The sequence below is a fragment of the Streptomyces sp. B8-7 genome (assembly GCF_058833805.1).
The window spans coordinates 817,879-844,693 of sequence record NZ_JBYRRL010000002.1; the positions used below are offsets into that span (position 1 = coordinate 817,879).

A 26,815-nucleotide genomic window follows, 5' to 3' on the forward strand; every position below is an offset into this window, starting at 1 on the left:
CCACGGATTGGACCTCAACTCGCGCCGGCAGGGTTTGGCTGACCCCCAACCCGCCCGTGGCAAAAACAAGTTGACACTAGTTCACCGAGTTCTCTATGGGGGGGAACAGCAAGTGATTCAGGACGACAGCAGCACCCTCGCCAACCCGGCCGGGGAGGCTGTGGAGTTGCCGACGGCAACCCTTGCCGTCATCGACATCTGGTCCGACGTGCTCGAAGTGGCACCGGACACCATCGACCCCGAGACGTCTGATTTCTTCGCTCTCGGTGGCTACTCTCTGCTCGCACTCCAGGCCATCGGGCGCCTGCTCGCCGCCCACGGCATCGACCAGGACACGGCCCTGGAGCTGGAGGGCCTGCTGCTCAACGAGCTCTTCGAGCAGCCCACCGCCGCCGCCCAGGCGGCCTGCCTCGTCGCGAACTTCCCGCGGTGACACGTCTCCCGGTGCGTCCGGGAGTCCTCGTCGCCGTGCCTTCTTGCTGATCACCACGTAACGGCCGGTCGTCCGGCCTGCTCTGCGCCCGCGGTTCCCCGACGCTGCCGCCGGCGTGTCCATGCGCGCGTGTGCGCCCTGCCCCGCCCGGGCCCGGGTGCCGCACGCCCTCGATCCGAGTGCCTCGCCGAGTCGACGCCGAAGCCTGCCCGGCCCCGTGCCCCAGGCCGCGGCGGCGTTCCCCCGGGAGGCCGATGCAGGGAAGGTTCACTCGTCCATGACGACGCCCGACGCGAGCACTGCGTCACCGAAGGACCTGTTCCGGCGGGCCAAGGTCACCGCCGCCGACGAACGCGTCTTCATCGCCAAACTCCTTGTCGCGTACGGTCTGTGGGCCGCAGGCGTGGCACTCGTCCTCCTCGTGGAGGCCTGGCCGGTCCGGCTGCTCGGCGTGGTGCTGCTCGGCGCCATGTACTCCCACTGGCTGGAACTCCAGCACCAGTGCCTGCACCACTCGGCCTTCCGCAGGTCGCGTCTGCACCGGCTGGCCGGAGTCCCGCTGGGCGTGCCCATGCTGGTGTCGTACAGCCACTACCGGGTGCGTCACCTGCAGCACCACCGCTACCTGGGCACGGACCAGGACTCGGAGTTCTTCGGGTTCGACTCGCGGCAGCCGGTCACCTGGTCGGCGCTCCTGCGGGAGGCGCTCGCCTTCGGCCGGCTGGCCGCCACGGTGGCCGACATCGGCCGGTGCTGGGCCGGCACCTGGTCCTACGACATGGGCCAGATATCCCGGGACCGCGAGCGCGAAATCGTCGCCGAGTACCGGATGTTCACCGTGCCGATCCTCGGCGCCGCGGCCCTGGCCGCCTTCGGGTACGGCGAGTTCGTCCTGTGGGTCTGGCTGCTCCCGCTGCTGGTCGCGGTGCCGCTGCACTTCGTCGTCGAACTGCCCGAGCACATCCTGTGCGACAACTCCTCCACCGACGTACTGCGCAACACCCGCTCGATCACCGGCAGTTGGTTCAGCACCTGGTACACCAACGGCAACAACCTGCACATCGAGCACCACGCCGCGATGGTCGTGCCGATCAACCGGCTGCGCGGCCGGCACGAGCTCGCGCTGGCGCACGCCGAGCACACCTCGCCCAGCTACCCCCGGTTCTACCGGGCCATCCTGCAGGAGGCCCGGGCCAACGCACGGGCGGCCCGCACCGGCCGGGAGCAGTCGTGACGGCCGCCCCCGCCGCCTGCGGCGAACGCCATCCGCTCACGCCGGGCCAGCTGGGCATGTGGTTCCTGGAACGCATGTCGGGCTCGGCCGTCTACACCGACCCGATGACGTTCCACCTCACCGGCCCGCTCGACGTCCCCGCACTCCGGCGGGCCCTGGAACGGCTGCGGAGCCGGCACGCGGCGCTGCGCACCACCTTCCCGCTGGTCGACGGCAGCCCGGTGCAGGAGGTCTCCGCGCAGTGCGGCGTCGAACTGCCCGTGTCGGACCTGCGCGGGCTGCCCGCGGCGGAGCGCGACAGCCACCTCGCGTCGCTGCTGGCCGCCGACCAGGCCGCCCCCTTCGACCTGGCCCGCGGGCCCGTGCTGCGGGCCCTCGTGGTCGCGCTCGGTCCCGAGGAGCACGTCCTGCGCCTCACCCTGCACCACCTGGTGTCGGACGCCTGGTCCTGGTGGAACGTCCTGCTGCCCGAGCTCGCGGTGCTGTACGGGGCCGAACGCGACGGCGTCCCGGCGGACCTGGGGGAGCCCGCGGCCCAGTTCCCGGACTTCGTGCGCTGGCAGCGCGAGTGGAGCCGCGGCCCCGGCCACCGCCGCCAGCTGGCGTACTGGACGGAGCGGCTGTCCGGTCTGGGACCGGTACCGCTGCCCGGCCCGGAGACCGGCCCGCAGTCCGCCCCCGCCGGCGTGCGGGCCCGCTCCGCCGCGACGGCCGCGGACGCCGTGGCCACCCGGTGGGCCACGGTGCCGCGCACCGTGCACGACCGTCTGAGGGACGTCTGCCAGGACGAGCGGGTGACCCCGTTCATGCTGCTGCTGGCGGCCTTCGCGGTGGTGCTGCACCGCCGGTCGGGGGCCACCGACATCGCGGTCGGCACCCGCGCGGCCGTACGCAGCCGCCCCGAGTTCGCCTCCGCGGTCGGCTTCTTCGTCAACCTGCTGGTCATCCGCACCGAGGTGGACCCCGGCGCGGCCTTCCGGGGCCTGCTCCGCGACGTCCGCCGGGGCGCGCTCGGCGCCTACGCGCACCGCGAACTGCCCTTCGAGCACGTGGTCGAGCAGCTCGGGCCGCGCCGTGGCGGGGGCTTCCGCTCCCCGGTCAACGTGCTGTTCTCGCACCAGAGCACCCCCGAGGTGCCGCCGGCCTTCCCCGGGCTGACCGCCCGGATCCTCAACCACGATCCCGGCACCCTCTACGACGTCGACCTCGTCTTCTACGAGGAGGACGGCGACCTGCGGGCGCTGCTCAGCCACCGTCGCGCCCGCTGCTCCGACGAGGACGCCACGTCGCTGCTGGCGGAGCTCACCGCCGTCCTCGCCGCCGTCGCGCAGGACCCCGGGATCCCGCTGGCCACACTCATGGCGACCACAGGGGTGCACCGTGCCGCATAGTCCCACACCCGCCGGGAACCGCCCGGACACCGCCCACGAGAGCGCGGACGGGCTCGCCCCGCTGTCGGTCACCCAGGAGCAGCTGTGGCTGCTCGACCGGCTCGACCCGGGCAACGCCGCCTACAACTCCACCATGCTGTGGCAGCTGGACGGCCCCCTGGACGTCGACGCGCTGCGCCGGGCCCTGGCCGCCGTCGTCCGCCGCCAGCAGATGCTGCGGGCCTGCGTCGTCGCCGTCGACGGCGTCCCCCACCAGCGGGTGGCCGACGAGGCCGAGGTGCCGCTCACCGTCACCGACCTCACCGGGCTGCCCGAGCCGGACCGCCGCGCCGCCGCCGACCGGACGGTCACCGAGGCCGCGCACCGCCCCTTCGACCTGGGACGGCCGCCGCTGTTCCGGCTGGAGCTGGTACGCACCGGGGCCGAGCGGCACGTGATGGCGCTCGTCATCCACCACATCGTCTCCGACGGCTGGTCGGTGCAGGTGCTGCTCCAGGAGGTCGCGGACCTGTACGCGGGCGAGGTCACCGGCGTGGAGGTGCCGCTGCCCGAACTGTCCGCCCAGTTCACCGACTACGCCCGCGAGCAGCGCGAACGGCTCGCCGGCCCGCGCGGCCGGGCACTGCTGGACTACTGGACCCGGCAGCTGGCCGGCGCCCCCGCCGCCCTGGACCTGCCCACCGACCGCCCCCGCTGTGACGGCGCGGACTTCAGCGGCGACCGGTACGTCTTCCCGGTGCCCGACGGGCTGCGCGCCGCCCTGGGCGAGCTCGCCCGCTCCTCCCGGGCCAGCATGTTCATGGTCACGCTGGCCGGGTTCACGGCGCTGCTGTCCCGGCTGTCCGGGCAGCAGGACCTGCTGGTGGGCACCCCGGTGGGCAACCGGGACAAGCCCCAGTGGGGGCCGCTGGTCGGCTACTTCGCCGACACCCTGGTCATGCGCGGCGACGTCGGGGGCGACCCCACCTTCCGCGAACTGCTGAGCCGCACCCGCACCACCGCCCTGAAGGGCTTCGTCCACCGGGACCTGCCGTTCCGGTCCCTGGTGGAGGCGGTGCGCCCGGAGCGGGCGGTGAACCGCAATCCGCTGTTCCAGGTGATGTTCATCCTGCAGAACATCCCGCCGCGCCGCCGCCGGGCCGAGCTGCCGGGCGTGGTGATGACCCGGCTGGACGACGTGCGCACCACCTCGATCTTCGACCTGCGCTTCGACCTGTTCGAGTTCGAGGACGAGATGCGCGGCCAACTGGAGTACAGCACGCGCCTGTTCGACCGGTCCACCGTCGAGCGGACCGCACGCCAGTACCTGGCGCTGCTCGCCGACGCGTGCGCCGACCCCGACCGCCCGGTCTCCGCGCTCGACCTGGGCCCCGCGGAGGCGGACCGCGCCGGCGCCGCCGCGGCCGCCGGCTTCAACGACGACCTCGGGGGGTTCTGAGATGTGCGGCGTCACCGGATACGCGGACCTGGCGGGCACCGGCCTCACCGAGGACGGTGAGGTGCTCGACCGGATGACCGCGACCCTGCTGCACCGCGGCCCCGACTCCGGCGGCCGGCTGGTGCGCGACGGGGTGGCCCTGGGCTTCCGCAGGCTCAGCATCGTCGGCCTGGAGGACGGGGACCAGCCGATCACCAACGAGGACGGCTCCGTCGCGATGGTGTGCAACGGCGAGATCTTCAACCACCGCGAACTGCGCGCGGAACTGGAGGCCAGGGGCCACCGGTTCCGCACCCGCACCGACGTGGAGGTGATCGTCCACCTCTACGAGGAGTACGGCACGGGCCTGCTGGAGCGGCTCAACGGCCAGTTCGCGTTCGCCGTCCACGACACCCGGCGCCGCCGGCTCCTCCTGGCCCGCGACCACATGGGCATCCTGCCCCTGTACTACGCGGTGGCGGGCGGCCGGCTCGTCTTCGGGTCCGAGATCAAGGCCGTGCTGGCGCACCCGGCGGTGCCCCGGCGGGCCGACCTGACCGGTCTCGACCAGGTGCTGACCTTCCCCGGCACCGTCGGCGCGCGCACCCTGTTCCAGGGGGTCAGCAGCCTGGAGAACGGCCACTTCCTGACGGTGGAGGACGGGGCGGTCCGCACGGAGAAGTACTGGGACCTGGACTACCCCGTGGACGTGCCCGGAGAGCCGGCCGAGCACCCCGACCGGTACTACGTGGACACCGTCCGCGAACTGCTGGAGCAGTCGGTGCGCCGGCGGCTCCAGGCGGACGTGCCCGTCGGCTACTACCTCAGCGGCGGACTGGACTCCTCCCTCATCGGTGCGCTGGTGCACCGCAACACCGCAGGGACGGTGCCCCGCTCGTTCTCCGTCACCTTCCCCGACCGGGACATCGACGAGTCCCGCCACCAGCGCCTGATGGCCCGGCACCTGGGATCGCTGCACACCGAGACCGAGTTCCGCCCCGGCGACATCGCGGCCGGGCTGCGCCGGATGGTCGGCCACGCCGAGTGCGCGGTGAAGGAGACGTACAACACCTGCTCCATGGCGCTGTCGGCGGCGGTGCGGGACTCCGGCACCCGGGTGATCCTCACCGGGGAGGGCGCCGACGAGCTCTTCGCCGGATACCTCGGCTACCGCTTCGACCTCGGCGGCCGCCGCACCGCCGGCGCCGACCCCTTCGAGGAGGACCTGCGCCGCACCATCTGGGGGGATCCGCACGTCTTCTACGAGCGCGACTACCACGCCTGGCGCGAGTCCAAACTCGACCTGTACGCCCCGGACCTGCGGGACGCCCACGCCGAGTTCGACTGCCTCGCCGGTCCCGTCGTCGACCCGGAGATGCTGCGCGGCCGCCACCCGGTGCACCAGCGCTCGTACCTCGACTTCAAGCTCCGGCTCTGCGACCACCTGCTCTCCGACCACGGGGACCGGATGGCGCTGGCCAACTCGGTGGAGGCCCGGTACCCGTTCCTCGACCCCGACCTGGTCCGCTTCGCGACGACCGTCCCGCCCCGCCTGAAGGTGACGGAGAGCACCGAGAAGTACGTGCTCAAGGAGGCCGCCCGGGGGCTGGTGCCCGAGGAGATCGTCCACCGGGAGAAGTTCGGGTTCCGGGCCCAGGGCAGCCCCGCGCTGCTGCGGGCGCGGACCGAGTGGGTGGAGGACCTGCTCTCGTACGACCGGATCAAGCGGCAGGGCTACTTCGACCCCGACGTGGTCGAGCACCTCAAGGAGCAGTACCGGCAGCCCGGTCACGAGGTCCATCCGCACCTCGGCGACGACCTGCTGCTGATCGTCCTCACCTTCGGCGTGCTGCTCGACACCTTTTCCCTTCCCGACGCCTGAACCACTGGGGCGGCCGCCGGCCCCCCGTCTGATGGAGGAAGCTCGCATGGCCTTCCAAGCAGTCCACGGCCTCGTACAGCAGGCCGCCCAGCGCTACGCCGACCACGTCGCGGTCGAGTGCCCGCAGGGCCGGCTGACCTACGCGGAGCTCGCCGCCCGCTCGGACGAACTCGCCGTCGCCATACGGTCCTCCGGCGCGGGCGCCGGCTGCGTGGTGCCGATCCTGGCCGAGGACCGGCGCGAGCTCGTCGTGTCGGTCCTGGCCGTCCTGAAGGCGGGCGGTGTGTTCGTGCCCGTGGACCTGACGGCCCCGCCGCTGCGGCTGCGCGCCATGCTGACGGCCACCGCCCCGGAGTGGGTGATCGTCGGAGCCTCGGCCGCCGGACGCGCGGAGGAGATCCTGGAGTCGGCCCTGCCGCTCGCCCGGCGGGTCCCGCTGGACCTGGCCGCCGAGCCCACCGGCGCGGCCCCGCAGCGGATCCACCAGCCGGACCCGGACGACGCCGCGTACATCTTCTTCACCTCCGGCTCCACCGGACAGCCCAAGGCGATCGTCGGCCGGATGCAGGGCATCGACCACTTCGTCCGCTGGGAGACCGAACTGCTGGGCGTCGGCCCCGGCGCCCGGGTCGGCCAGCTGGCCTCCCCGGGCTTCGACGCGATCCTGCGCGACCTGTTCGTGCCGCTGACCACCGGCGGTACCGTCTGCGTCCCGCCCGCCGGACTCACCCTGGACGGGCCGGCCCTGGCCCGGTGGATCGACGAGGAGCGGATCAACCTCGTGCACACCGTGCCCACCGTGTGGCGCGCGATGCTGCCCTCGCTCACTGCGGGCGGCCCGGAACTCGCCGGGCTGCGCTGCGTCGCGCTGGCCGGGGAGCCGGTGGCGCCGAGCGACGCCGCCGCGTGGTTCGACCGGTACGGGGAGCGGATCGCCCTGCTCAACCTGTACGGCCCCAGCGAGACCACCATGACGAAGATGTTCCACTTCATCACCCCGGCGGACACCGAGCGGTCCACCGTGCCGATCGGCAAGGCCATGCCCGGGGCCCGGGTGGTGCTGCTCGACGGCCGCAACCAGCCGTGCCCGCCCGGCGCCGTGGGCGAGATCCACATCCGCACTCCGTACATGTCACTCGGCTACTTCCACCAGCCCGACGCCACCCGCGCCGCCTTCGTGCCCAACCCGCTCGGCGACGACCCGGAGGACTTCGTCTACCGCACCGGCGACTACGCGCGCGCCCTGCCGGACGGCAGCCTGGAGTACGTCGGCCGCCGGGACCAGCAGATCAAGCTGGGCGGCGTCCGCGTCGAGCTCGGCGAGATCGAGCACGCGCTGCGCGCCTACCACGCGGTGCGGGACGCCGCGGTCACCGCGGTCCCCGACGACGAGGGCAACCCGGCGTACCTGTGCGCCTTCGTGGAGTGCGTCCAGCCCGTCGAGGCGGCGGACCTGCGCACGCACCTCGCGCCGCGGGTGCCCGACGCCCACCTGCCGCGGGTGTTCGTCCCGATGGAGCGGCTGCCGCGCACCCTCAGCGGCAAGGTCGACCGCCGGGCCCTGCCGGTACCGCTGCCGCCGCGGCAGCAGGCGGAGCAGGACTACGTCGCCCCGCGCACCGCCACCGAGGAGACCCTCGCCGGGATCTGGGCGAAGCTGCTGCCGGTGGACAGGCCGGGCGTCACCCACGACTTCTTCCACATCGGCGGCCACTCGCTGCTGGTCATGCGGCTGATCGCCGCGGTCACCACCGAGTTCGGGGTGGACGTCCACCTCCAGAAGTTCCTGGCCGCACCGACCATCGAGGGCCTGGCGGCCCAGATCGAGGAGGCGCTCCTCGCGGCCGGCTCCGACCTGGACGACCTGCTCGCGGACCTCGACGGCCTCGACGAGGCCGAGGCCGAGCGCCTGCTGGCCCAGAACGGCGGCAACTGACGTGACCACCACCACTCCCGACGCGACCTCCGCCCCCGAACCGGCCGACTCCCTGGACCGCGACGGCATCCGGGTCCTGGAACGGCAGATCGAGGACGCCCTGCTCGCCGACGACCGGATCGCCGACTGCGCCGTCGTCTTCCAGGGCGTCGCCGTCGACTCCGTCCCCGCCGAGCGGTGCGTGCGCTGCGGCATGGACGTGGCCTACCCCGGCACCCGGCTGGACCGCGACGGCGTCTGCGACCTGTGCCTGATGTACGCCGAGCACGGCCCGGAGATCCTGTCCTACTTCGGCGAGATGGACGAGTTCACCCGGATCCTGCGCGAACGGGCGGAGGCGGCCGGCTCCGACTACGACGCCCTGCTGCTGTTCAGCGGCGGCAAGGACAGCACCTACGTGCTGCACCAGCTGGTCCGCATGGGCCTGCGGGTGATGACCTTCACCTTCGACAACGGCTTCATCTCCCGGACCGCCCTGGAGAACGTGGAGACGATCACCAAGGCCCTGGGCATCGAGCACCTCACGATGACCCGGGCCGACCAGAACCGGGTCTTCCTGCGCAGCCTGGAACAGCACAAGAGCGTCTGCAACGGCTGCTTCCGCTCGCTGCTCGACCTCAGCCACCGGCTCGCCCACGAGCGGGGCATCCCGAGCATCGTCACCGGACTGTCCCGCGGGCAGATCATCGACGAGCGCCTGCTGTGGTTCTACCGCAACGGGGAGTTCGACCCGGCCCGCATCGAGCAGCAGCTGGAGGTCGGCCGCAAGGTCTACCACCAGGTCGGCTCCGACCTCGCCGACGGGGTGCTGGACCGCGTCGAGGTGGTCGACTACTACCGGTACTCCGACGTCACCAAGGACGGCATCCGGGCCTTCCTGGCGGAGACCGAGACCCTCTGGGCGGCGCCGAAGGACACCGGCTTCTGCAGCTCCAACTGCATGATCAACGACGTCGGCGTGTACGTGCACCGGCTGGAGCGCGGCTACCACAACTACGAGTCGCCGACCCGCTGGGAGGTCCGGCTGGGCCACCTGGCCCGGGCCGAGGCCGACACCGAACTGCGCACCCCGGTCAACACCGGACGCGTCCGCTCCATGCTGGCGACGATCGGCTACACCGACCCCGGCGACCGCAGCCGCCTCGGCCGGCGCATGGCCGCGTACTACGTGCCCCGCACCGGTCTGACACCGGACCGGGCGCGGGCCGCGGTGGCCGCCCGGCTGCCGGAGATCCTGCTGCCCGAACACTGGGTGGAGCTCGCCAAGGTGCCGCGCACCGCCGACGGCGCGGTCGACCGGCGGGCCCTGCCCGACCCGGCCCCCGAGACCGGCAGGCGGCTCGCCCCGGACCCCGGCGAGGCGCAGGCGGCCGCCGGCGTGCCCGACGAGGGCCGGCCCACCCCCGCCCAGCGGCTGCTGCTGGAGCAGGACGGCAACGGTCCCGACGGCCGGGCCCGCGCCCTGCTGCTCGACCTGCCGGAGGGCACCACCGGCGAGTCGGTCCGCAAGGCCGTGCTCGCCCTGGTGCAGCGGCACGAGGCGCTGCGCACCCGGTTCCGCCGTACGGACGACGGCTGGCGGCGCGAGGTGGCCGGGCTGACCGGCGGGGCACCGGTGGCCGCCCTCGACCTGACCCGGTACGAGCCGGCGCAGGTCCCCGGCGCGCTGCGGGTGGCCGCCGAGCGGCTGCGGACCCGGCTGGACGTGGCCCGGGGCCCGCTGTTCGCGGCCGCCCTCGCCGAACGCCGCGAGGGCGCCCCCCAGCTGCTGCTGATCGCCCACGAACTCGCCGCCGGCACCGACGGCTGGCGCCGGATCCTCGACGACCTGGGCACCGCCCTCGGCCGGGTCGCGGCCGGCGGGCCGGCCGGGCTGCCCGCCGCCCCCGCCCCGCGGACCGCGGCGGAGCCCGCCCCCGTCCCGGTCGACGGCGAACTGTGGAGCCCGCCCGCGCCCGAGCAGGACGGCACGCCCGAACCGGTCCGCCGCACCGTGCTCGACGCGGACCGGACCGCGGCGCTCGCCGCCACCGGCACCCCGGTCGCCGCCCTGGTGGCCGCCGCCGTCACCCACGCGCTCACCGAGACCTGCGGGGCGCCGGGCGTCCTGCTCGCCCTCACCGACCACACGGCCGCGCTCGGGCACCCGGCGGGCCTGTTCGCGGTGACCGGCACCGCCGGCACCGAGGGCGGCGACGGAGCCGCCCGGACGCTGCAGCGGGTCCGCGGCGCACTCGGCACCCCGGTCACCGCCCCCGCCGGAGCGGTCCCGGTCGGCATCGCCCACCTGGGCGACCTCGACGGCCTGCCCGCCGCCGGGGGACCGCTGCGGCACGCCGGCTCCGCCGACCACGACCTGGCCGCCCCGTTCGGACCGCGCCCGGGGACGCCGTACGTCGTCAGCCACCTGCGCGACGGCCGCCTCCACCTCACCTGGACCGGCACCCCGGCCCCCGCCGCGGCCGCCGACGCCGCCGCGGCGGCACTCGCACAGCTCGCCGAGACGGCCGAGGAGAGCACCGCATGACCGACACACAGGAGAAGCTGCGGCAGCTGCGCGAGCAGTCGCCCGCCAAGTACGCCCTCCTCATGAGCCGGCTGCGCAGCCGCGCCGCGGCGGCCCCCACCGGGATCGGCCGCCGCCCCGCCGACGCCGGGGCGCCGCTCTCCTTCGCCCAGCAGCGGCTGTGGTTCCTCGACCAGCTCAACCCGGGCGACACCGCGTACAACATGCCGTACGCGCTGCGCCTCGACGGCCCGGTGGACCTCGACCTGGCGACGGCCGCCTTCCGGGCCCTGGTGCGCCGCCACGAGACGCTGCGGACCACCTTCCGCCCGGTCGACGGCGAACCGGCGCAGGTCGTCACGCCCGCGGACGAGGTCCGGTGGCAGCCCGAGACCGTCGACCTGCGCGGCACGCAGGACGCCGAGGCGGAGGTGCGGCGGCTCGCCGCCGCGCACGCGGCCGCCCCGTTCGACCTCGGCAGCGGCCCGCTGTTCCGGGTGACGCTGGTGCGGCTGGCCGACCGGGAGACCGTCGCGCTGATCAACCTGCACCACATCGTCACCGACGACTGGTCGATGGGGGTGCTGACCCGGGAGTTCGCCACCCTCTACGCGGCGCTCCGCGACGGCGGCACCGACCCCCTTCCGCCGCTGGAGGTCCAGTACGCCGACTACGCCCACTGGCAGCGCGGGCTCAGCGCCGAGAGCCGGGCCGCGGGCCTGGCCCACTGGCGGGAACGGTTCCGCGGCGAACTCCCCACCCTCGGCGTGCCCACCGACCGGGCCCGCCCGCCGGTGCAGACCTACGCCGGCCGCACCCGCTCCTTCCACCTGCCCGCCGACGTCACCCGCGGGCTGCGGGAACTGGCCGCCGACACCGGCGCCACCCTCTTCATGACCCTGCTGGCCGGCTACACCGCCCTGCTCCACCGCTACTCCGGCCAGGACGACATCGTGGTCGGCACCTCGGTGGCCGGGCGCGGCCGGCCCGAGACCGAGCCGCTGATCGGGTTCCTCGTCAACACCCTGGCGCTGCGGGCCGACCTGTCCGGCGACCCCGCCTTCGGCGAACTGCTGGCCCGCACCAGGCAGGCCTGCCTCGCCGACCTCGCCCACCAGGACGTGCCGTTCGAGCAGGTGGTGGAGGAGGTCCAGCCGGACCGCGACCTCAGCCGCGCGCCGCTGTTCCAGACCATGCTCTCGCTGCACAACGTGCCGCGCGCCGCGCTCGACCTGGCCGGCCTGCACATCACCCCGTTCACCGGGGAGGGCCGGCGCACCGCCATGTACGACCTGAGCCTCGACGTGGTCGACGAGGGCGAACGGCTGCGCTGCGACTGGGAGTACAACACCGACCTGTACACCGACGCGACGATCGGGCGGATGGCGGGCCACTTCGAGCGCCTGCTCGGCGGGGCCGTGGCCGACCCGGAGCTGCGCCTGTCGGACCTGCCGCTGCTGTCGGAGGCCGAGCGCACCGACGCGCTGACCCGGGACAACACGGTCTCGGTGCGGGTCGGCCCCGGCGAATGCGTCCACCAGCTGTTCGAGGAACACGTCCGGGCCACCCCCGACGCCGTGGCCGTGGTGGACGGCGAGGACCGGGTCAGCTACCGCGAGCTGGACCGCCGGGCCCAGATCGTCGCCGCCCGGCTGCGCACCCTCGGCGTGGGACCGGAGGTCCGGGTCGGCCTGTGCGCGCCGCGCTGCGCGGACTCCGTGGCCGCGGTGCTCGGCGTCCTCAAGGCCGGCGGCGCCTACGTGCCGCTCGACCCGGCGAACCCGGTGGACCGGCTCCGGTTCATCCTCACCGACGCCTCGGTCAGACTGCTGCTCACCCGGCACGACATCGCCGGCACCGTGCCGGGGCTCACCGACCGGATGACCGTCGGCTGGTTCGACGACTGGCTCGCCGAGGCGGACGCCGGGAACGGGACCGGCTCCGCGGCCGGGGCGGCGGACCCGGCGCAGGCCCCGCAGCCGGTCGCGGACAACCTCGCGTTCCTGGTGTACACCTCCGGCTCCACCGGCCGGGCCAAGGGCGCGATGCTCACCCACGGGGCGCTGATGAGCGCCTACCGCTCGTGGGAGCGGGTCTACGAACTGGGCACCGTGGTCCACCGCCACCTCCAGGCCGCCAACATCGCCTTCGACGTGTTCACCGGCGACATGGTCCGCGCCCTGTGCTCGGGCGGCACCCTGGTGCTCTGCCACCGCGAGACGCTGCTGGACCCGGCCCGGCTGTACGAGCTGCTGCAGCGCGAACGCGTGGACTTCGCCGACCTCGTCCCCGTGGTGATCCGCCTGCTCAGCGCCCACGTGGCCGAACAGGGAAAGCTGCTGGACAACTTCAAGGTGCTCGCGGTCGGCGCGGACATCTGGTTCATGCGGGACTACTGGAACCTCAAGAGGCTCTGCCCGCCCGGCACCCGGCTGGTCAACTCCTACGGCATCACCGAATCCACCGTCGACAGCGGCCTGTTCGAGACCCCCATGCCGGAGCGGTCCGAGGAGGAGCCGGTCCCCATCGGCCGGCCGCTGCCCAACACCGAGTTCTACGTGCTCGACGACCGGCTCCAGCCCGTACCCGTCGGTGTCAACGGCACCCTCCACATCGGCGGCCTGGCCCTGGCCCGGGGCTACGTGGGCCGGCCGGCGCTGACCGCCGAGCGGTTCCTGCCGCACCCCTTCAGCGACCGGCCGGGCGCCCGCCTGTACAACACCGGCGACCTGGCCCGGGTGCTGCCCACCGGCGACGTGGAGGTCCTCGGCCGGGTGGACCGCCAGGTGAAGATCCGCGGCTTCCGCATCGAACTGGAGGAGGTCGAGTCGGTCCTCGGCCAGCACCCCGCCGTCCAGGCCGCCGCCGTCGTCGTCCACACGGACGCCAAGGGCGAACGCCGGCTCGCCGGGTACGTCGAGCCGCGGGCCGGCCACACCCCCGACCCGGTGGAGCTCCAGGACCACCTGCGCACCCAGCTGCCGTACTACATGGTGCCGTCGACCGTCACCCTGCTCGACCGGATGCCGCTGAACGCCAACGGCAAGCACGACCGCAAGGCGCTGCCCGCGCCCGCCGAGGAGCCCGACGAGCGGCGGCCCGCCGCCGTGTTCGCCACCCCCACCGAGGAGCAGGTCGCCGCCGTCTGGCGGGAGGTCCTGGGAGCCGAGGAGGTGACCGCCGAGGACGACTTCTTCCAACTCGGCGGACACAGCCTGCTGGTGCCCCGGGTCCTGTTCGAACTGCGCCGGGCCCACGGGGTGGAGCTGCCGCTGATCGCCCTGTTCGAGGCGACCACGGTGGCCGGGCTGGCCCAGCGGGTGGACGCCGCCCGCACCGCGCCCGCCCGAGCCGCCGCGGACGGCGGACCGGACGGGGAGCCGACCGCGCTGCCGGAGCTGGACCCGGAGATCACGGTGGCACCCGGATCCCGCCGGACCCGGGACGCGGAGCCGCGGGCCGTACTGCTCACCGGTGCCACCGGCTTCCTCGGCGCGCACCTGCTGGACGGCCTGCTGCGCACCACCGGCGCCACCGTCCACTGCCTGCTGCGCGCCGAGGACCCGGACGAGGGCATGCGGCGGCTGCTGAAGACCCTCGCCGGGTACGGGCTGCCGGCCCCCGCCGCCGGCCGGGTGGTGGTGGAACCCGGAGACCTGGCGCAGCCGCTGCTCGGCCTCGGGCCCGCCCGCTTCGAGGAACTCGCCGGGCGGCTGGACGCCATCCACCACAGCGGTGCCTGGGTGAGCTTCACCCTGCCGTACGCCGCGCTGCGGGCCGCGAACGTGGACGGCACCCAGGAGGTCCTGAGGCTGGCCGCGCGCGGCGGCGGCATCCCGGTCCAGCACGTCTCCACCGCGTCCGTCCCCGAGCCCGGCAGCGCCCCCGCCGCGCCCGTCACCGGCGGCTACAACCAGAGCAAGTGGGCCGCCGAGCACCTGGCGGTCGCCGCCCGCGAGCGGGGCGTTCCGGTCGACGTGCACCGCCCCGACTACGTCGGCGGGCACAGCGCGACCGGAATCGGCAACCCGAAGGACTTGATCTGGGCGATCATCAAGGGCAGTGTTCAGCTCGGGTGCTACCCCGACCTGGACCTTCCGGTGCAGCTGGTGCCGGTGGACCGGGTCGCCGGGGCCCTGCTGGCGCTCGCCTCCCGCCCGGGAGCCGAGTCCGCCTCCTTCGACCTGGCCCACCCCGAACCCGTCGGCCTGGGCACGGTCTTCGACTGGGTCACCGGCTACGGCTACCGGCTCCGCCGGGTCTCCTACGCCGACTGGCTGGCCGCCCTCCAGGAGTCCGCCGCACGCTCCTGGGACAACGCCCTCTTCCCGTTCCTCGCACTGTTCACCGCCCCCGGGCAGGGCGGCCCCGGCGCGGGCCCGGCCGGCCTCGGGGCCGCGCCGCCCGGTCCGGCCCGGCCGGCCTACCGGGAGTCCGGCACCGACTGCCCGCCGATCGATCGACGGCTGCTGCACACGTACCTGACCGAACTGGTCCGCAGCGGCTACCTCCAGGCCCCCGGCCCGGACCTGGACGACACCCCACTGGAGAACGCATGACCACCGCGACCACCGCGAAGCAGCGGCGCGCGGCCCCGCCACCGCGACCCGGCGAACGGGTCGGCCCGTTCCTGCGGTCGCACCTGGCCCGGTCCAAGGGCTGGATCGCGGCCCATCTCACCGGCTCGCTGGTGTGGCACCTGCTGGCCGCGGCGGTCCCGGTCGTCATCGGCACCGCCTTCGACGCCCTGCTGGGCGGCACCCCGGACCGGGACCGGTTCGACACCATCGTGCTGGTGCTGCTCGCCCTGGTCGCGGTGCGCGGGATCGCCGGCTTCGTCGCCACGTACTCGCTGGAGGCGTACGCCTGCGGTCTGGAGCGCGACGTGCGCGCCACCCTGTTCTCCGCGCTGCTGCGGAAGGGCCAGCAGTTCTTCAACCGGCGCCCGGTCGGCGACCTGTCGGCCCGGGTCACCGGTGACGCACAGGCCGTCAACCTGATGCTCTCGCCCGGCCTGGACCTCACCTTCGACATGCTGCTCGGCCTCGTCGTGCCGATCGTGTTCATCGGCCTGGTCGACGCCCGGCTGCTGCTGGTGCCGCTGGTGTTCCTGGTGCTGTTCGCCCTCGCGCTGGCCGAGTACGGCCGCCGGCTCGACCCGGCCGCCGGGGCCACCCGGGCCCGCTTCGGCGAACTGAGCGCCCAGGTCTCGCAGACCATCGCGGGCATGGAGACCGTCGAGGCCACCGGACGCCGGGCCGCCGAGCAGCGCCGGTTCATGGAGCGGGCGACCGCCTACCGGGACGCCTCGGTGCGCCAGGCCAAGGCGCAGGCGCTGTACCTGCCCACCCTGCTTCTGGTGGCCGCGCTGGCGGCCGGCCTGCTGCACGGCGCCCACCTGGTGTCCACCGGCTCGCTGACGGTCGGTCAGCTCGTCGCGTTCCTCGGGCTGATGAGCGCCCTGCGGGCGCCCACCCAGCTGGCCTCGTTCAGCATCGGCCTGGTCTTCCTGGGGATCGCCGGCGCCCGGCGGATCCTGGAGGTCATCACCGACCGGGCCGGCTCCGAGGACACCGACACCGGTCACCGGGCGGAGATCGAGGGGACGGTGGTCTTCGACCGGGTCAGCTTCGGGCACGGGGACAAGCCCGTCCTGGACGACGTCTCCTTCACCGTGGAACCGGGCATGACCGTCGCCCTGGTCGGGCCGACCGGCAGCGGCAAGTCCACCCTGCTCCAGCTGCTGAACCGCACCTACACGCCGGACTCCGGCGAGGTGCGGGTGGACGGGGTGGCCACCACCGGCTGGCACGCCCAGACGCTGCGCTCGCAGATCTCGGTGATCGAGCAGGACGTGGTGCTGTTCTCCCGCTCCATCGCGGACAACCTGGCCTTCGGCGCGGACCGCGAACCCACCCGGGAGGAGCTGGAGGAAGCCGCACGGGCCGCGCACGCCCACGAGTTCATCACCGGCACCGAGCACGGCTACGACACCCTGGTCGGCGAACGCGGCGCCAGCCTGTCCGGCGGCCAGCGGCAGCGCATCGCCATCGCCCGCGCCCTGCTGGCCGACCCGCGGATCCTGGTGCTGGACGACTCCACCAGCGCGGTGGACAGCGCCACCGAGCAGAAGATCCAGCAGGCCGTCCGGCGGGCCGCCGCGGGCCGCACCACCTTCATGGTCACCCCCCGGCTGTCCCGGATCCGCAGCGCCGACCTGGTCCTGGTGCTGGACCGGGGCCGGATCGTGGGCCGGGGCACGCACGAGGAACTGCTGCAGAGCTGCGAGCTGTACCACCGGATCTTCGCGCCGCACCTGCGGGAGACGGCCGGCCGGTCCGGAGAGGAAGTCCACTGATGGCGCACATACTCGACGGGATCTCCGCGGACAGCTACGACCGGGCCTACGGGGACCGGGAACTGCTGCGCCGGATCCGGCCCCTGTTCGCGGCCAAGGGCACGACCGTCGCGCTGATCGCGCTGGCCGTGGTCGGCGCGGCGGTGGCCGGCGCCGCGTTCCCGCTGCTGGTAGCCGACATCGTGGACAACGCCGGGCGCGAGAACCTCGGCGAGGCGGTGCTGCCGCTGACCGCGGCCGCGCTCGGCACCGGCCTCGCCGCCTGGCTGCTGACCTTCTTCCAGCAGCGGGCCGTGGGCGTCCTGGTCGGCGACGTGGTGCTGGAGATGCGGCGGCGCGCCTTCGAGGCCGTGCTCCGGCAGGACATGTCCTTCCACGACGCCCACGCGTCCGGTTCGGTGGCCAGCCGGATCACCGCCGACACCCAGGCGTTCGCCACCCTGGCCACCCTCACCCTCGGGCTGGCCGGCCAGGTCCTGATGATCGGCCTGCTGCTGCTGGCCATGTTCGTCATCAACGTCCCGCTGGCCCTGGTCACCGCGGCCACGGCCGCCCTGATCGTCCTGGTCAGCCTCGGGTTCCGGTGGGTGTCCCGGCGGGCCTCGCGGCAGCAGCAGCGCTCCCTCGCACAGATCAACGCGTACGTGCAGGAGACCCTCCGCGGCATCGCGGTGGCCCGCAACTTCCAGCGGGAGGAGTCCACCCACGCCGGGCTGGTCGAGGTCAACCAGCGCTGGTTCCGGGCCACCGTCCGGCTGAACCGGCTGTTCAGCGGGATCTTCCCGCTGCTGCTGACCCTGACCGGACTGGGCACCGTCGGCGTCGTCGTGCTCGGCGGGGACCTGCTCGCCGAGGGCGCCGTCACGGCGGGGGAGTGGTCCCTGTTCCTGGAGGCCCTGATGCTGTTCTGGTTCCCGCTGACCAGCATCGCCTCCTTCTGGAACCAGTTCCAGCAGGGCCTGGCCGCCTCCGAGCGGATCTTCGCCCTGGTGGACCTGGAACCGGCCGTGCGGCAGAGCGACGCCCTCCCGGTGCCCCGGCTGTCGGGCACCGTCGAGTTCCGCGGGGTCGACTTCGGCTACCGGGCCGGCCGGCCCGTCCTGACCGGGCTCGACCTCAGGATCGAGAGCGGTGAGACGGTCGCCCTGGTCGGGCACACCGGCGCCGGCAAGTCCAGCATCATCCGGCTGATCACCCGGGCCTACGAGTTCGGCGCGGGCGAACTGCTGATCGACGGGCGGGACATCCGCACCCTGGACCCCGACGCGTACAAGAGCCACCTCGGCATCGTCCCGCAGGCGCCGTTCCTCTTCTCCGGCACCGTCGGGGAGAACATCGGCTTCGGCCGGCCCGGCGCCACCGACGGGGAGATCCTGGCCGCCGCCCGCTCGGTGGCCGGCGGCGACTGGCTCGACGTCCTGCCGGACGGCCTCGACACACCGGTCGGCGAGGGCGGCGGCAGCCTCTCCGCCGGCCAGCGTCAACTGATCGTGCTGGCCCGGGTGATGCTCGGCAACCCGTCCCTGCTGATCCTGGACGAGGCCACCGCCAGCGTGGACCCGCTCACCGAGGCCCAGGTGCAGGAAGGCCTGGACGCGGCCTCCGCGGGCCGCACGACCGTCGTGGTCGCACACCGGCTGCCCACGGTCCGCAAGGCCGACCGGATCCTCGTGGTCGACGGCGGACGGATCACCGAACAGGGCACGCACGACGCCCTGCTGGCGGCCGGCGGCCGGTACGCCGAGCTGTACGACCACTACTTCCGCCACCAGACGCTCGACTTCGAGGCCGCCGGGGAGGACGCCGATGCAGTCCTCCGCTGACACGCCCCGCACCCTGGGCGGCCTGCTGGCCGCCGCCGCGGACCGCTGGCCCGGCCGCCCCGCCGTCGAACAGGACGGGCTCCGCCTGGACTTCGCGGACCTGCACCGGCAGACCGGGCGGGCGGCCGCCCGGCTCGCCGCGGCCGGGGCCGGCCCCGGCGGCACCGCCGTCCTGCTCTTCGACAACACCCCGGACTGCGTGGTCGCCTTCCTGGCGGCCGCCCGGACCGGCGCCAGGCTGGTACCCGCCGAACCCGGCGCCACCCTGGCCCAGCTCACCGGCCTGGCCGCCGGGGCGGACGGCCCGGTGCTGATCGGCCGCGCCGAGCGGCTGGCCGCCCTGGACGCGGCCGGCGGCTGGCCGGGCCCGGTCGTGGAGACCGACCCGTTGCCGCAGGCCGGGCCGGCCGGCCGGCCGGCGCCCGCGGAGCCGGACGGCGACGCCCCGTTCCTGCACCAGTTCAGCTCGGGCTCCACCGGAGCGCCCAAGGCGGCCGTGCACACCCAGCACAACCTGGTGCAGGGCTCCCTGATCTACCGGACCACGTTCGGCTACGGCCCCGGGGACACCGTGGTGGCGGCCGTGCCGCTGCTGCACTCCTTCGGGATGGTCGCGGGCCTGGTCACCTCGCTGCTGACCGGCGCCCGCCTGGTGCTGCTCGGCCGGTTCACCCCCGGCCGGCTCCTCGGCGAACTCCACCGCACCGGCGCCACCGTGCTCGTCGCCACCCCGCTCGCCTGCGACCTGCTCGCCCGCTCCGCGGGCGCGGCGGCCGCGACCGGCCCCCTCGCGCTGCGGCTGTGCCTGTCCTCCGGGGCGGCCCTGCACCCGGCGACCGCCGAGCGGTTCGCCGAGCGGTTCGGCGTACGCGTCAGCGAGGTCTACGGCTGCACCGAGGCCGGGATCATCGCGAGCCGGCAGCCGGAGCCCGACGCCGGACCCGACGCCGGAACCGACGCCGGACCCGACGCCGGGCCGGACCCGGACGGGGCACCGGCCCCGGCCGGCGGCGTCGGCCGGCCGGTGCCGGGCGTCGAGGTGCGGCTGGTCGACGAGACCGGCGCGGACGTCGCCCCCGGCGCGGAAGGCCTGCTGCTGGTGCGCACCCCCGCCATGTTCCTGGGCTACCTGGACCGCCCCGGGACCACCGCCGAGGTCCTGCGCGACGGCTGGTACCGGACCGGGGACCTGGCGCGCCTCGACGGCGCCGGGCGGCTGCACCTGATCGGCCGCAAGGACACCTTCGTCAACGTGGGCGGCAAGAAGGTCAACCCGGTGGAGGTCGAGCAGGTCCTGCTGGGGCACCCGCTGCTGGCCGAGGCCGTGGTGTGGGGGGAGGACCTCCCGGACGGCGGCCAGCGGGTCCGGGCCACCGTGGTGGCCACCGGCCCGCTGACCGCCGCCGACCTCGGCACCTGGTGCCGGCAGCGGCTCCAGCCGCACCAGGTGCCCGGCGGCGTGGAGTTCGCCGCCGCCCTTCCGAAGTCCTCGTCCGGAAAGATCCGGCGCGCCGAGGTGGCCGCGGCCGCCGGCGACCGGAGCCGGACATCCGACCATGGGGGAACACGCTCATGACCTCGACCCTCGTCGAGCTGCTGCGCGGCCGGGCCGAAGCGGCCCCGGACCGCACCGCCTACCGCTTCCTGGGCGACGGCGACACCGCGGAGACCGTCAGCTACGGCGAACTGGACCGCGACGCCCGGACGGTGGCCGGACTCCTGCGCGAGCAGGGCGCCGCCGCCACCGACCGCGCGCTGCTGCTGTACCCGCCCGGCCTGGACTACATCAGGGCCTTCTTCGGCGCTCTGTACGCCGGTGTGGTCCCGGTCCCGGTCTATCCGCCGCGCTCCCTGCGCAACGCCTCCCGGCTCGGCTCGATCGCCGCCGACGCACGGGCCGGGTTCGCCCTCACCGTCTCCCCGGTGCTCGACCTGCTCGGCCGCGACGGTGCCGGTCTCGGCCTGGACGGACTGCGCACCGCGGCCACCGACGGCCTGGACGCCGCACTCGCCGCCCGGTGGACCGGCCGGCTGCCGGACGCCGGGAACCCGGCCTTCCTGCAGTACACCTCGGGATCGACCGCGGCACCCAAGGGCGTGGTGCTCAGCCACGGCAACCTGCTGCACAACCTCGCCCTGATCGGCGACGCGTTCGGCTGCGACGAGGACACCAGCGCGGTCGTCTGGCTGCCGCCCTACCACGACATGGGCCTGATCGGCGGCATCCTCACCCCCCTGTACGCCGGGTTCCCGGTCACCCTCATGTCCCCCATGAGCTTCCTGCGCCGCCCCCTGCAGTGGCTGCGGGCCGTCTCCGCCGAGGGCGCCCAGCTCAGCGGCGGCCCCAACTTCGCCTACGAGATGTGCGCCCGGCTCGCCACCGACGCCGACCGCGCGGAACTCGACCTGAGCTCCTGGCGGGTCGCGTTCAACGGGGCCGAGCCCGTCCGCGCCTCGACCCTGGACGCCTTCGAGGCGGCCTTCGGGGACTGCGGCTTCCGCCGCAGCAGCTTCCTGCCCTGCTACGGCATGGCGGAGGCCACCCTGTTCGTCACCGGCACCCCGGCGGCCGCCGAGCCGACCGTGCTGGCGGTGGACGCCGCCGGCCTGGAGGCCGGCCGGGCCGACGAGCCCGGCACGGACCGCCCGGCCCGGCTGCTGGTCGGCACCGGCCGGCCCGCCGCCGGCCAGGACGTGCTGATCGTCGAGCCCGGCTCCCGGGAACCGCTGCCCGAACGCCGGGTCGGCGAGATCTGGGTGCACGGACCGAGCGTCGCCCAGGGCTACTGGGACAACCCGGACACCACCCGGGAGGTGTTCGCCGCCCGGCCCGCCGGACCCGGCGACGCGGACGGGCGCACCTGGCTGCGCACCGGCGACCTAGGCTTCCTGGCGGACGGCGAGCTGTACGTGACGGGCCGCCACAAGGACCTGATCATCGTCCGCGGCCGCAACTTCTACCCCACGGACATCGAGCTGGCGGCCGAGTCCGCCCACCCCGCCTTCCGCTCCGGATGCGGCGCCGCCGTGGCCGCCGAGCACGACGGCGAGCAGGTGCTGGTGGTCCTCCAGGAGGTCGAGGGCCGGGCCCTGGCCACCATCGACGTGGCCGAGGCCACGGCCGCGGTGCGCGCCGCGGTGACGGACCGGTGCGACGTCGCCGTCCACGAGGTGCTGCTGCTCAGGCCCGGCACCATCCCCAAGACCACCAGCGGCAAGATCCAGCGCTCACTCACCCGGCAGCGCCACGCGGCCGGGGAGTTCGCACCGCTCGGCGGCGGACCCGTCAGGGACGCCGCCCCCACCGGGCCCGGCCCGGCCGAGGTGGCCGCCCTGCCGCCGGCCGAGCGCACGGCGCTCCTGCGGCAGGTGCTGCGGCAGCGGGTCGCCGACGCCCTCGGCGGCACCGCGGAGCAGGTCCCCGCCACCGGGACGCCGCTGACCGGCCTGGGCGTCGACTCGCTGGCCGCGGTCCTGCTGGCCAACCGGATCCGCGAGGACCTGGGCGTGGAGCTGCCGCTGAGCCGGATGCTCGGCGGCGCCGACCTCGACGCCCTGGCCGCCGAGGCGACCCTCGTGACGGACCCGGCGACCGGTGCGGGCAGCGGCTCCGCCACATCGGGCACGGCCGACGCGGAAACGGACACCGACGAGCCGGGGATGACCCTCGGGCAGCGCTCGATCTGGCACGTGCAGCAGCAGGACCCGGGCGCCACCGCCTACCACATCCCGGTCGCCCTGGAGCTGACCGGACCGCTGGACACCGGCGCGCTCCGCACCGCCCTGCGGCAGGCCGGCGACCGGCACGAGATGCTGCGCACCCGCTACCGGGTGACCGGCGGCGAGACCGTGCCCTTCCGCACCGACGACCCGGTCGAGCTGCACGTGACCGACGCCCGGGCGGACGGGGCGCAGCAGCTCGCCGAGCGGGTCTACGCCCTCGCCCACCGCCCGTTCGACCTGGAGCGCGACCCGGTGTTCCGGGCCGACCTGCTGGTCCGGGCCGAGGACCGGCACGTGCTGCTGCTGACGGTCCACCACATCGCCGCCGACCTGTGGTCGATGGTCAACCTGACCGCCGAACTCGGCCGCGGCTACGCCGCCCTGGCCGCGGGCACCACCCCGGCGCCGGCCGCTCCGGCCGGCCGCTACGCCGACCAGGTCCGCCGCGAGCGGAGGCTGCTGGCCGGCCCCGCCGGCCGGGCACTGCAGGAGTACTGGCGCGCGGAGCTCGCCGGCCCGCTGCCGCTGCTCGACGTGCCGCTGGACGCCCCGCACCCGGCGGTCCCCAGCTACCGCGGTGCCCGCGTCCCGTTCCGCGTCGACGCCGGGCGGACCGCGCGCGTCCGCGCCTTCGCCCGGGAGAGCGGGACCACGCTCTCCACCGTGCTGCTGGCCGCCTTCCAGATCGCCCTGCACCACGCGAGCGGCAGCCCGGAGCTGGTGATCGGCACCGCCGCCGCCAACCGCGGCGCCAAGGACGCCGAGGACGTGGTCGGCTACTTCACCAACATGGTGGCCGTCCGCGGCCGGTTCGAGCAGGGCGTGACACCCCGCGCCTTCACCGGACGGCTGCACCGCACGGTGCTGTCCGCCCTGGACCACCAGGCGTACCCGCTGCCCCTGGTCCTGGAGACGGTCCAGCCCCCGCGCCGGCCCGGCCGCAACCCGCTGTTCCAGGCCGTCTTCGTGCTCCAGCGGCCGCACGCCCACGCCGAGACGGCCGGCTTCGTCCTGGGCACCGACACCGGGGCCGCCGCCTCCTGGGGCGGGCTGCGGCTGACCCCGTACCCGCTGCCGCACCGCACGGCCCAGTACGAGCTGATGCTCACCGTCGTGGACGCCGGGCCCGAACTGCACGCGGCCCTGGAGTACAGCACCGACATTTTCACCGCGGCCACCGCCGAGCGGCTGGCCGCGCACTACCGGACCGTCCTGGACGACCTCCTGGACCGGCCCGACACCCCCGTCGCCGAGCTCTGCCCGGCCGAACTGCTGGCACGGCGCGCGGCACGCGACGCCGGAACCGAGGAGGACGCCCTGACCGGCTACGTGGCACCCCGCACCGACACCGAGCGGGTACTGGCGAAGATCTGGTCCGAGGTGCTCGGGGTCGAACCCGTCGGCGTCGAGGACGACTTCTACGACCTGGGCGGCCACTCCCTGCTCGCGGTCCGGCTCATCTCCGGCGTCCGCGACGCCCTCGGCGTGGACGTCCCCGTCCGCAGCGTGATGCAGACCCGCACCGTCGCCCAGGGCGCCGCGATCATCGACGCGCTGCTGTGGGCCAGGGAAGGCGCCCTCGCCGACACCGCCCGAGAGGACGGCGAACTGTGACCGACCTCGCCGGCCACCTGGTGCCCCTGCCGTCCGGCGACTGGCGGATCTGGCGGACCATGGGCCTGCGCGGCACCGGCTTCCCGGCCGGCCAGGTGCTCGACCTGGCCGCGCCGGCCGCGGCCGGCGCGGCCGACCGGCTGCTTGAGGCCCGCACCGGGGCGGCGGCCGCCCGGGCGGCGGCACTGGACGCGCTGCGCACGGAACTCGACGCCCTGCGCGCCGCCGGCGCCTGGGACGACACCGCCCGCCGGCGCCCGCTGCTGCGGGCCGTCAGCCGCCTGAACAAGGGCGGCCTGCCGGCCCCCGAGTTCGCCGGCCTGCCCGCGGTGGCCGCGCTCGCCGCGGCCGACGAACGGCTCGCCCGGGCGGAGCACGACCTGGCCAAGGTCTTCACCGAGGACCTCGCCCAGCTGTCCGCCGTCCTCGACCGCACCGCCGCCGACCCCCGCTTCCGCGAGGCCGTCATCTGGCAGAACCGCAAGGCCTACGCCGACGGCGTGCGCAGGATCGGCGGGGACGGACGGCGCAACTCCCGCCGCCGGGAGCACGAGGCCCTGGTCGCCGGATACCTCCAGCGCTACACCGTCAAGAACGACTCCATCGGGTTCTTCGGACCGGTCGGCTGGGCGGAGGCCGTCCCCGAGGGGGCCCCGCTCACCGTCACCCCCGGCGCCTCGCTGGTGGCCCGGCGCGAGGTGTACTTCGAACAGTGGTGCCTGGACGCCCTGGTGCGCTCCCTGGGCACCGGCCCCGAACTGCGGCGATGGTTCCCGCCGCGCCGCCTGCCGACCGCCGCCCTGGAGGGCACCGCCCTCCGCCTGCCGGGCCGCACCGTCGCGCTGCCCGCCGCGAAGGCCGCGGTGCTCCGCTCCGTCCTCGCACTGTGCGACGGCAGCCGCACCGGCGTGGAGGTCGCCGCCGAACTGGGGCTCGGCGAGACCGACGGGCTGGCCCTGCTGGAATCGCTGCGGACCACCGGCCTCATCGCCTGGGACCTCGAACTGCCCGTGCAGCCCCGCCCGGAGGTGCGCCTGCGCGAACAGCTGGAGCGGATCGGCGACCCCGCACTGCGCGCCGACGCCCTGGCCCGGCTCGGCCGGCTCACCGCAGCCCGCGACCGGGTGGCGGCCGCGGCCGGCCGGCCCGACGAACTGGACCGGGCCCTGGCCGACCTGGAGACCGTCTTCACGGAGCTGACCGGCACCGCGGCCACCCGCGCGCACGGGGAGACCTACGGCGCCCGCACCCTGGTGTACGAGGACTGCCGGCGCGACGGCCGGGTCGAGGTGGGCCCGGACCTCCTCGCCGAACTGGGACGCCCGCTGTCCCTGATGCTGGACTCCGCCCGCTGGCTGACCGCCCGGGTCGCCGAGGCCTACCGCGAGGAGTTCCGGCAGGCGTACGACCGGCTGCTGGCCGAGCGCCCCGGCACCGAGCCCCGGCTCACCGACATCTGGACCCGCCTGCAGTCCGTCGTGCTCGGCCCCGACCAGCGGATCGTCGACCGTGCCGTGGCCGAGCTCCAGGAGCGCTGGAGCAGCGTGTTCGGCCCGCTGGAGGGCCGCCGCGTCACCTTCACCTCCGAGCGGCTGCGTCCGCTCGTCGACCGGGCGTTCGCCGCCGCGGCCCCGGGCTGGACGGGCGCCCGCTACCAGGCACCGGACGTGATGATCGCCGCCACCGGGCCGGAGGCGGTCGCCGCCGGCGACTACCAGCTGGTCCTGGGCGAGCTGCACGTCGGCGTCAACACCCTGCGCAACCTGCTCTTCGTCGACCAGCACCCCGACCCCGAGGCGCTGGAGCGGGCCACCCTGGCCGACATGCCGGTGCCCCGGGTGCGGCCGCTCCTGCCCAAGGAGTGGCTGTACTCCGCCCGCACCACCACCCGGCTGTTCACCGACCGGGACCACCACCTGCTCCTCAGCGACGAGGGATCCTGGCTGACCGGCCACCCGCGCGCGCTGAACGCCGCGGAGATCCGCATCGGCCTGCGCGACGGCCGGGTGGTGGCCCGGACCGGCGCGGACGGCCCGGAGTTCGACCTGGTCGAACTCCTCGCGGAGGCGATCGGCTTCAAGGTGGTCGGCCGCTTCCAGCCGATGCCGGCCCGCCGGCACACCCCCCGGGTCACCGTCGACAAGCTGGTGGTGTGCCGCGAGTCCTGGCGGTTCCGCCCGGCCGAACTCGCCTTCGCCCGGGAGAAGGACGAGGCGGCCCGGTTCACGGCCGCCCGCGCCTGGGCCCGCGAACACGGCATCCCCCGCTTCGTGTTCGTCAAGGCCGCCCACGAGACCAAGCCGTTCTACGTCGACCTCGACAGCCCGCTGTTCGTCAACGCGTTCGCCCACGCCGTCCGCGGCGCCCCCGAGCCGCCGGACGGCAGCCTGACCATCTCGGTCGGCGAAATGCTCCCGACCACCGAGCAGACCTGGCTGAAGGACCGTCAGGGACAGAGTTACACCAGCGAGTTCCGCGTCATCGCGGTGGACAAGTAA

The 26,815-nt window shown here is 74.6% G+C and carries 13 protein-coding genes; all 13 read left to right on the forward strand.

Annotation, left to right across the window (positions count from 1 at the left end; all coding sequences use genetic code 11):
• The first annotated feature begins 112 nt into the window (after positions 1-112).
• The 13 genes from AC5K6T_RS12260 (at position 113) to AC5K6T_RS12320 (ending at position 26,815) form a co-directional block, all read left to right on the forward strand.
• On the forward strand, positions 113-433 hold the full coding sequence (locus AC5K6T_RS12260) for a phosphopantetheine-binding protein (RefSeq protein WP_493208377.1): 321 nt from the start codon (positions 113-115) through the stop codon (positions 431-433).
• Between the two features lie 277 nt (positions 434-710).
• Positions 711-1,667, forward strand: coding sequence for a fatty acid desaturase family protein (locus AC5K6T_RS12265; protein WP_493208379.1), 957 nt, complete (start codon positions 711-713; stop codon positions 1,665-1,667).
• Complete coding sequence (locus AC5K6T_RS12270; protein ID WP_493208380.1) at positions 1,664-3,058, forward strand: condensation domain-containing protein; 1,395 nt, start codon at positions 1,664-1,666, stop codon at positions 3,056-3,058. The genes AC5K6T_RS12265 and AC5K6T_RS12270 overlap by 4 nt, the downstream gene beginning before the upstream one ends.
• Positions 3,048-4,496: a condensation domain-containing protein gene (locus tag AC5K6T_RS12275; RefSeq protein ID WP_493208381.1), complete on the forward strand. Its 1,449-nt coding sequence runs from the start codon at positions 3,048-3,050 to the stop codon at positions 4,494-4,496. The genes AC5K6T_RS12270 and AC5K6T_RS12275 overlap by 11 nt, the downstream gene beginning before the upstream one ends.
• A gap of 1 nt (position 4,497) precedes the next feature.
• Entirely contained in the window at positions 4,498-6,357 is a 1,860-nt protein-coding gene (gene asnB, locus AC5K6T_RS12280) for an asparagine synthase (glutamine-hydrolyzing) (protein WP_493208383.1), read from the forward strand.
• 46 nt (positions 6,358-6,403) lie between these two features.
• A complete protein-coding gene (locus AC5K6T_RS12285; RefSeq protein ID WP_493208385.1) occupies positions 6,404-8,293 on the forward strand; it encodes a non-ribosomal peptide synthetase in 1,890 nt (629 codons plus the stop codon).
• A 1-nt stretch (position 8,294) separates the two neighbouring features.
• Entirely contained in the window at positions 8,295-10,820 is a 2,526-nt protein-coding gene (locus AC5K6T_RS12290) for a 7-cyano-7-deazaguanine synthase (RefSeq protein ID WP_493208386.1), read from the forward strand.
• Complete coding sequence (locus tag AC5K6T_RS12295; protein WP_493208388.1) at positions 10,817-15,358, forward strand: non-ribosomal peptide synthetase; 4,542 nt, start codon at positions 10,817-10,819, stop codon at positions 15,356-15,358. Before AC5K6T_RS12290 ends, AC5K6T_RS12295 begins: the two co-directional genes overlap by 4 nt.
• Complete coding sequence (locus AC5K6T_RS12300) at positions 15,355-17,157, forward strand: ABC transporter ATP-binding protein (RefSeq protein WP_493208389.1); 1,803 nt, start codon at positions 15,355-15,357, stop codon at positions 17,155-17,157. The genes AC5K6T_RS12295 and AC5K6T_RS12300 overlap by 4 nt, the downstream gene beginning before the upstream one ends.
• Complete coding sequence (locus AC5K6T_RS12305) at positions 17,157-18,980, forward strand: ABC transporter ATP-binding protein (protein WP_493208391.1); 1,824 nt, start codon at positions 17,157-17,159, stop codon at positions 18,978-18,980. Before AC5K6T_RS12300 ends, AC5K6T_RS12305 begins: the two co-directional genes overlap by 1 nt.
• On the forward strand, positions 18,964-20,556 hold the full coding sequence (locus AC5K6T_RS12310; RefSeq protein WP_493208393.1) for a class I adenylate-forming enzyme family protein: 1,593 nt from the start codon (positions 18,964-18,966) through the stop codon (positions 20,554-20,556). Before AC5K6T_RS12305 ends, AC5K6T_RS12310 begins: the two co-directional genes overlap by 17 nt.
• Positions 20,553-24,317: a condensation domain-containing protein gene (locus tag AC5K6T_RS12315; RefSeq protein ID WP_493208395.1), complete on the forward strand. Its 3,765-nt coding sequence runs from the start codon at positions 20,553-20,555 to the stop codon at positions 24,315-24,317. Before AC5K6T_RS12310 ends, AC5K6T_RS12315 begins: the two co-directional genes overlap by 4 nt.
• Positions 24,314-26,815: a lantibiotic dehydratase gene (locus AC5K6T_RS12320; RefSeq protein ID WP_493208397.1), complete on the forward strand. Its 2,502-nt coding sequence runs from the start codon at positions 24,314-24,316 to the stop codon at positions 26,813-26,815. Before AC5K6T_RS12315 ends, AC5K6T_RS12320 begins: the two co-directional genes overlap by 4 nt.

Excerpts from the sequence above, each read along its gene's own strand:
- AC5K6T_RS12265 (WP_493208379.1), top strand. The coding sequence starts at position 711 with ATGACGACGCCCGACGCGAGCACTGCGTCACCGAAGGACCTGTTCCGG.
- asnB (WP_493208383.1), top strand. The coding sequence starts at position 4,498 with ATGTGCGGCGTCACCGGATACGCGGACCTGGCGGGCACCGGCCTCACC.
- AC5K6T_RS12285 (WP_493208385.1), top strand. The coding sequence starts at position 6,404 with ATGGCCTTCCAAGCAGTCCACGGCCTCGTACAGCAGGCCGCCCAGCGC.
- AC5K6T_RS12295 (WP_493208388.1), top strand. The coding sequence starts at position 10,817 with ATGACCGACACACAGGAGAAGCTGCGGCAGCTGCGCGAGCAGTCGCCC.
- AC5K6T_RS12300 (WP_493208389.1), top strand. The coding sequence starts at position 15,355 with ATGACCACCGCGACCACCGCGAAGCAGCGGCGCGCGGCCCCGCCACCG.
- AC5K6T_RS12305 (WP_493208391.1), top strand. The coding sequence starts at position 17,157 with ATGGCGCACATACTCGACGGGATCTCCGCGGACAGCTACGACCGGGCC.
- AC5K6T_RS12310 (WP_493208393.1), top strand. The coding sequence starts at position 18,964 with ATGCAGTCCTCCGCTGACACGCCCCGCACCCTGGGCGGCCTGCTGGCC.
- AC5K6T_RS12315 (WP_493208395.1), top strand. The coding sequence starts at position 20,553 with ATGACCTCGACCCTCGTCGAGCTGCTGCGCGGCCGGGCCGAAGCGGCC.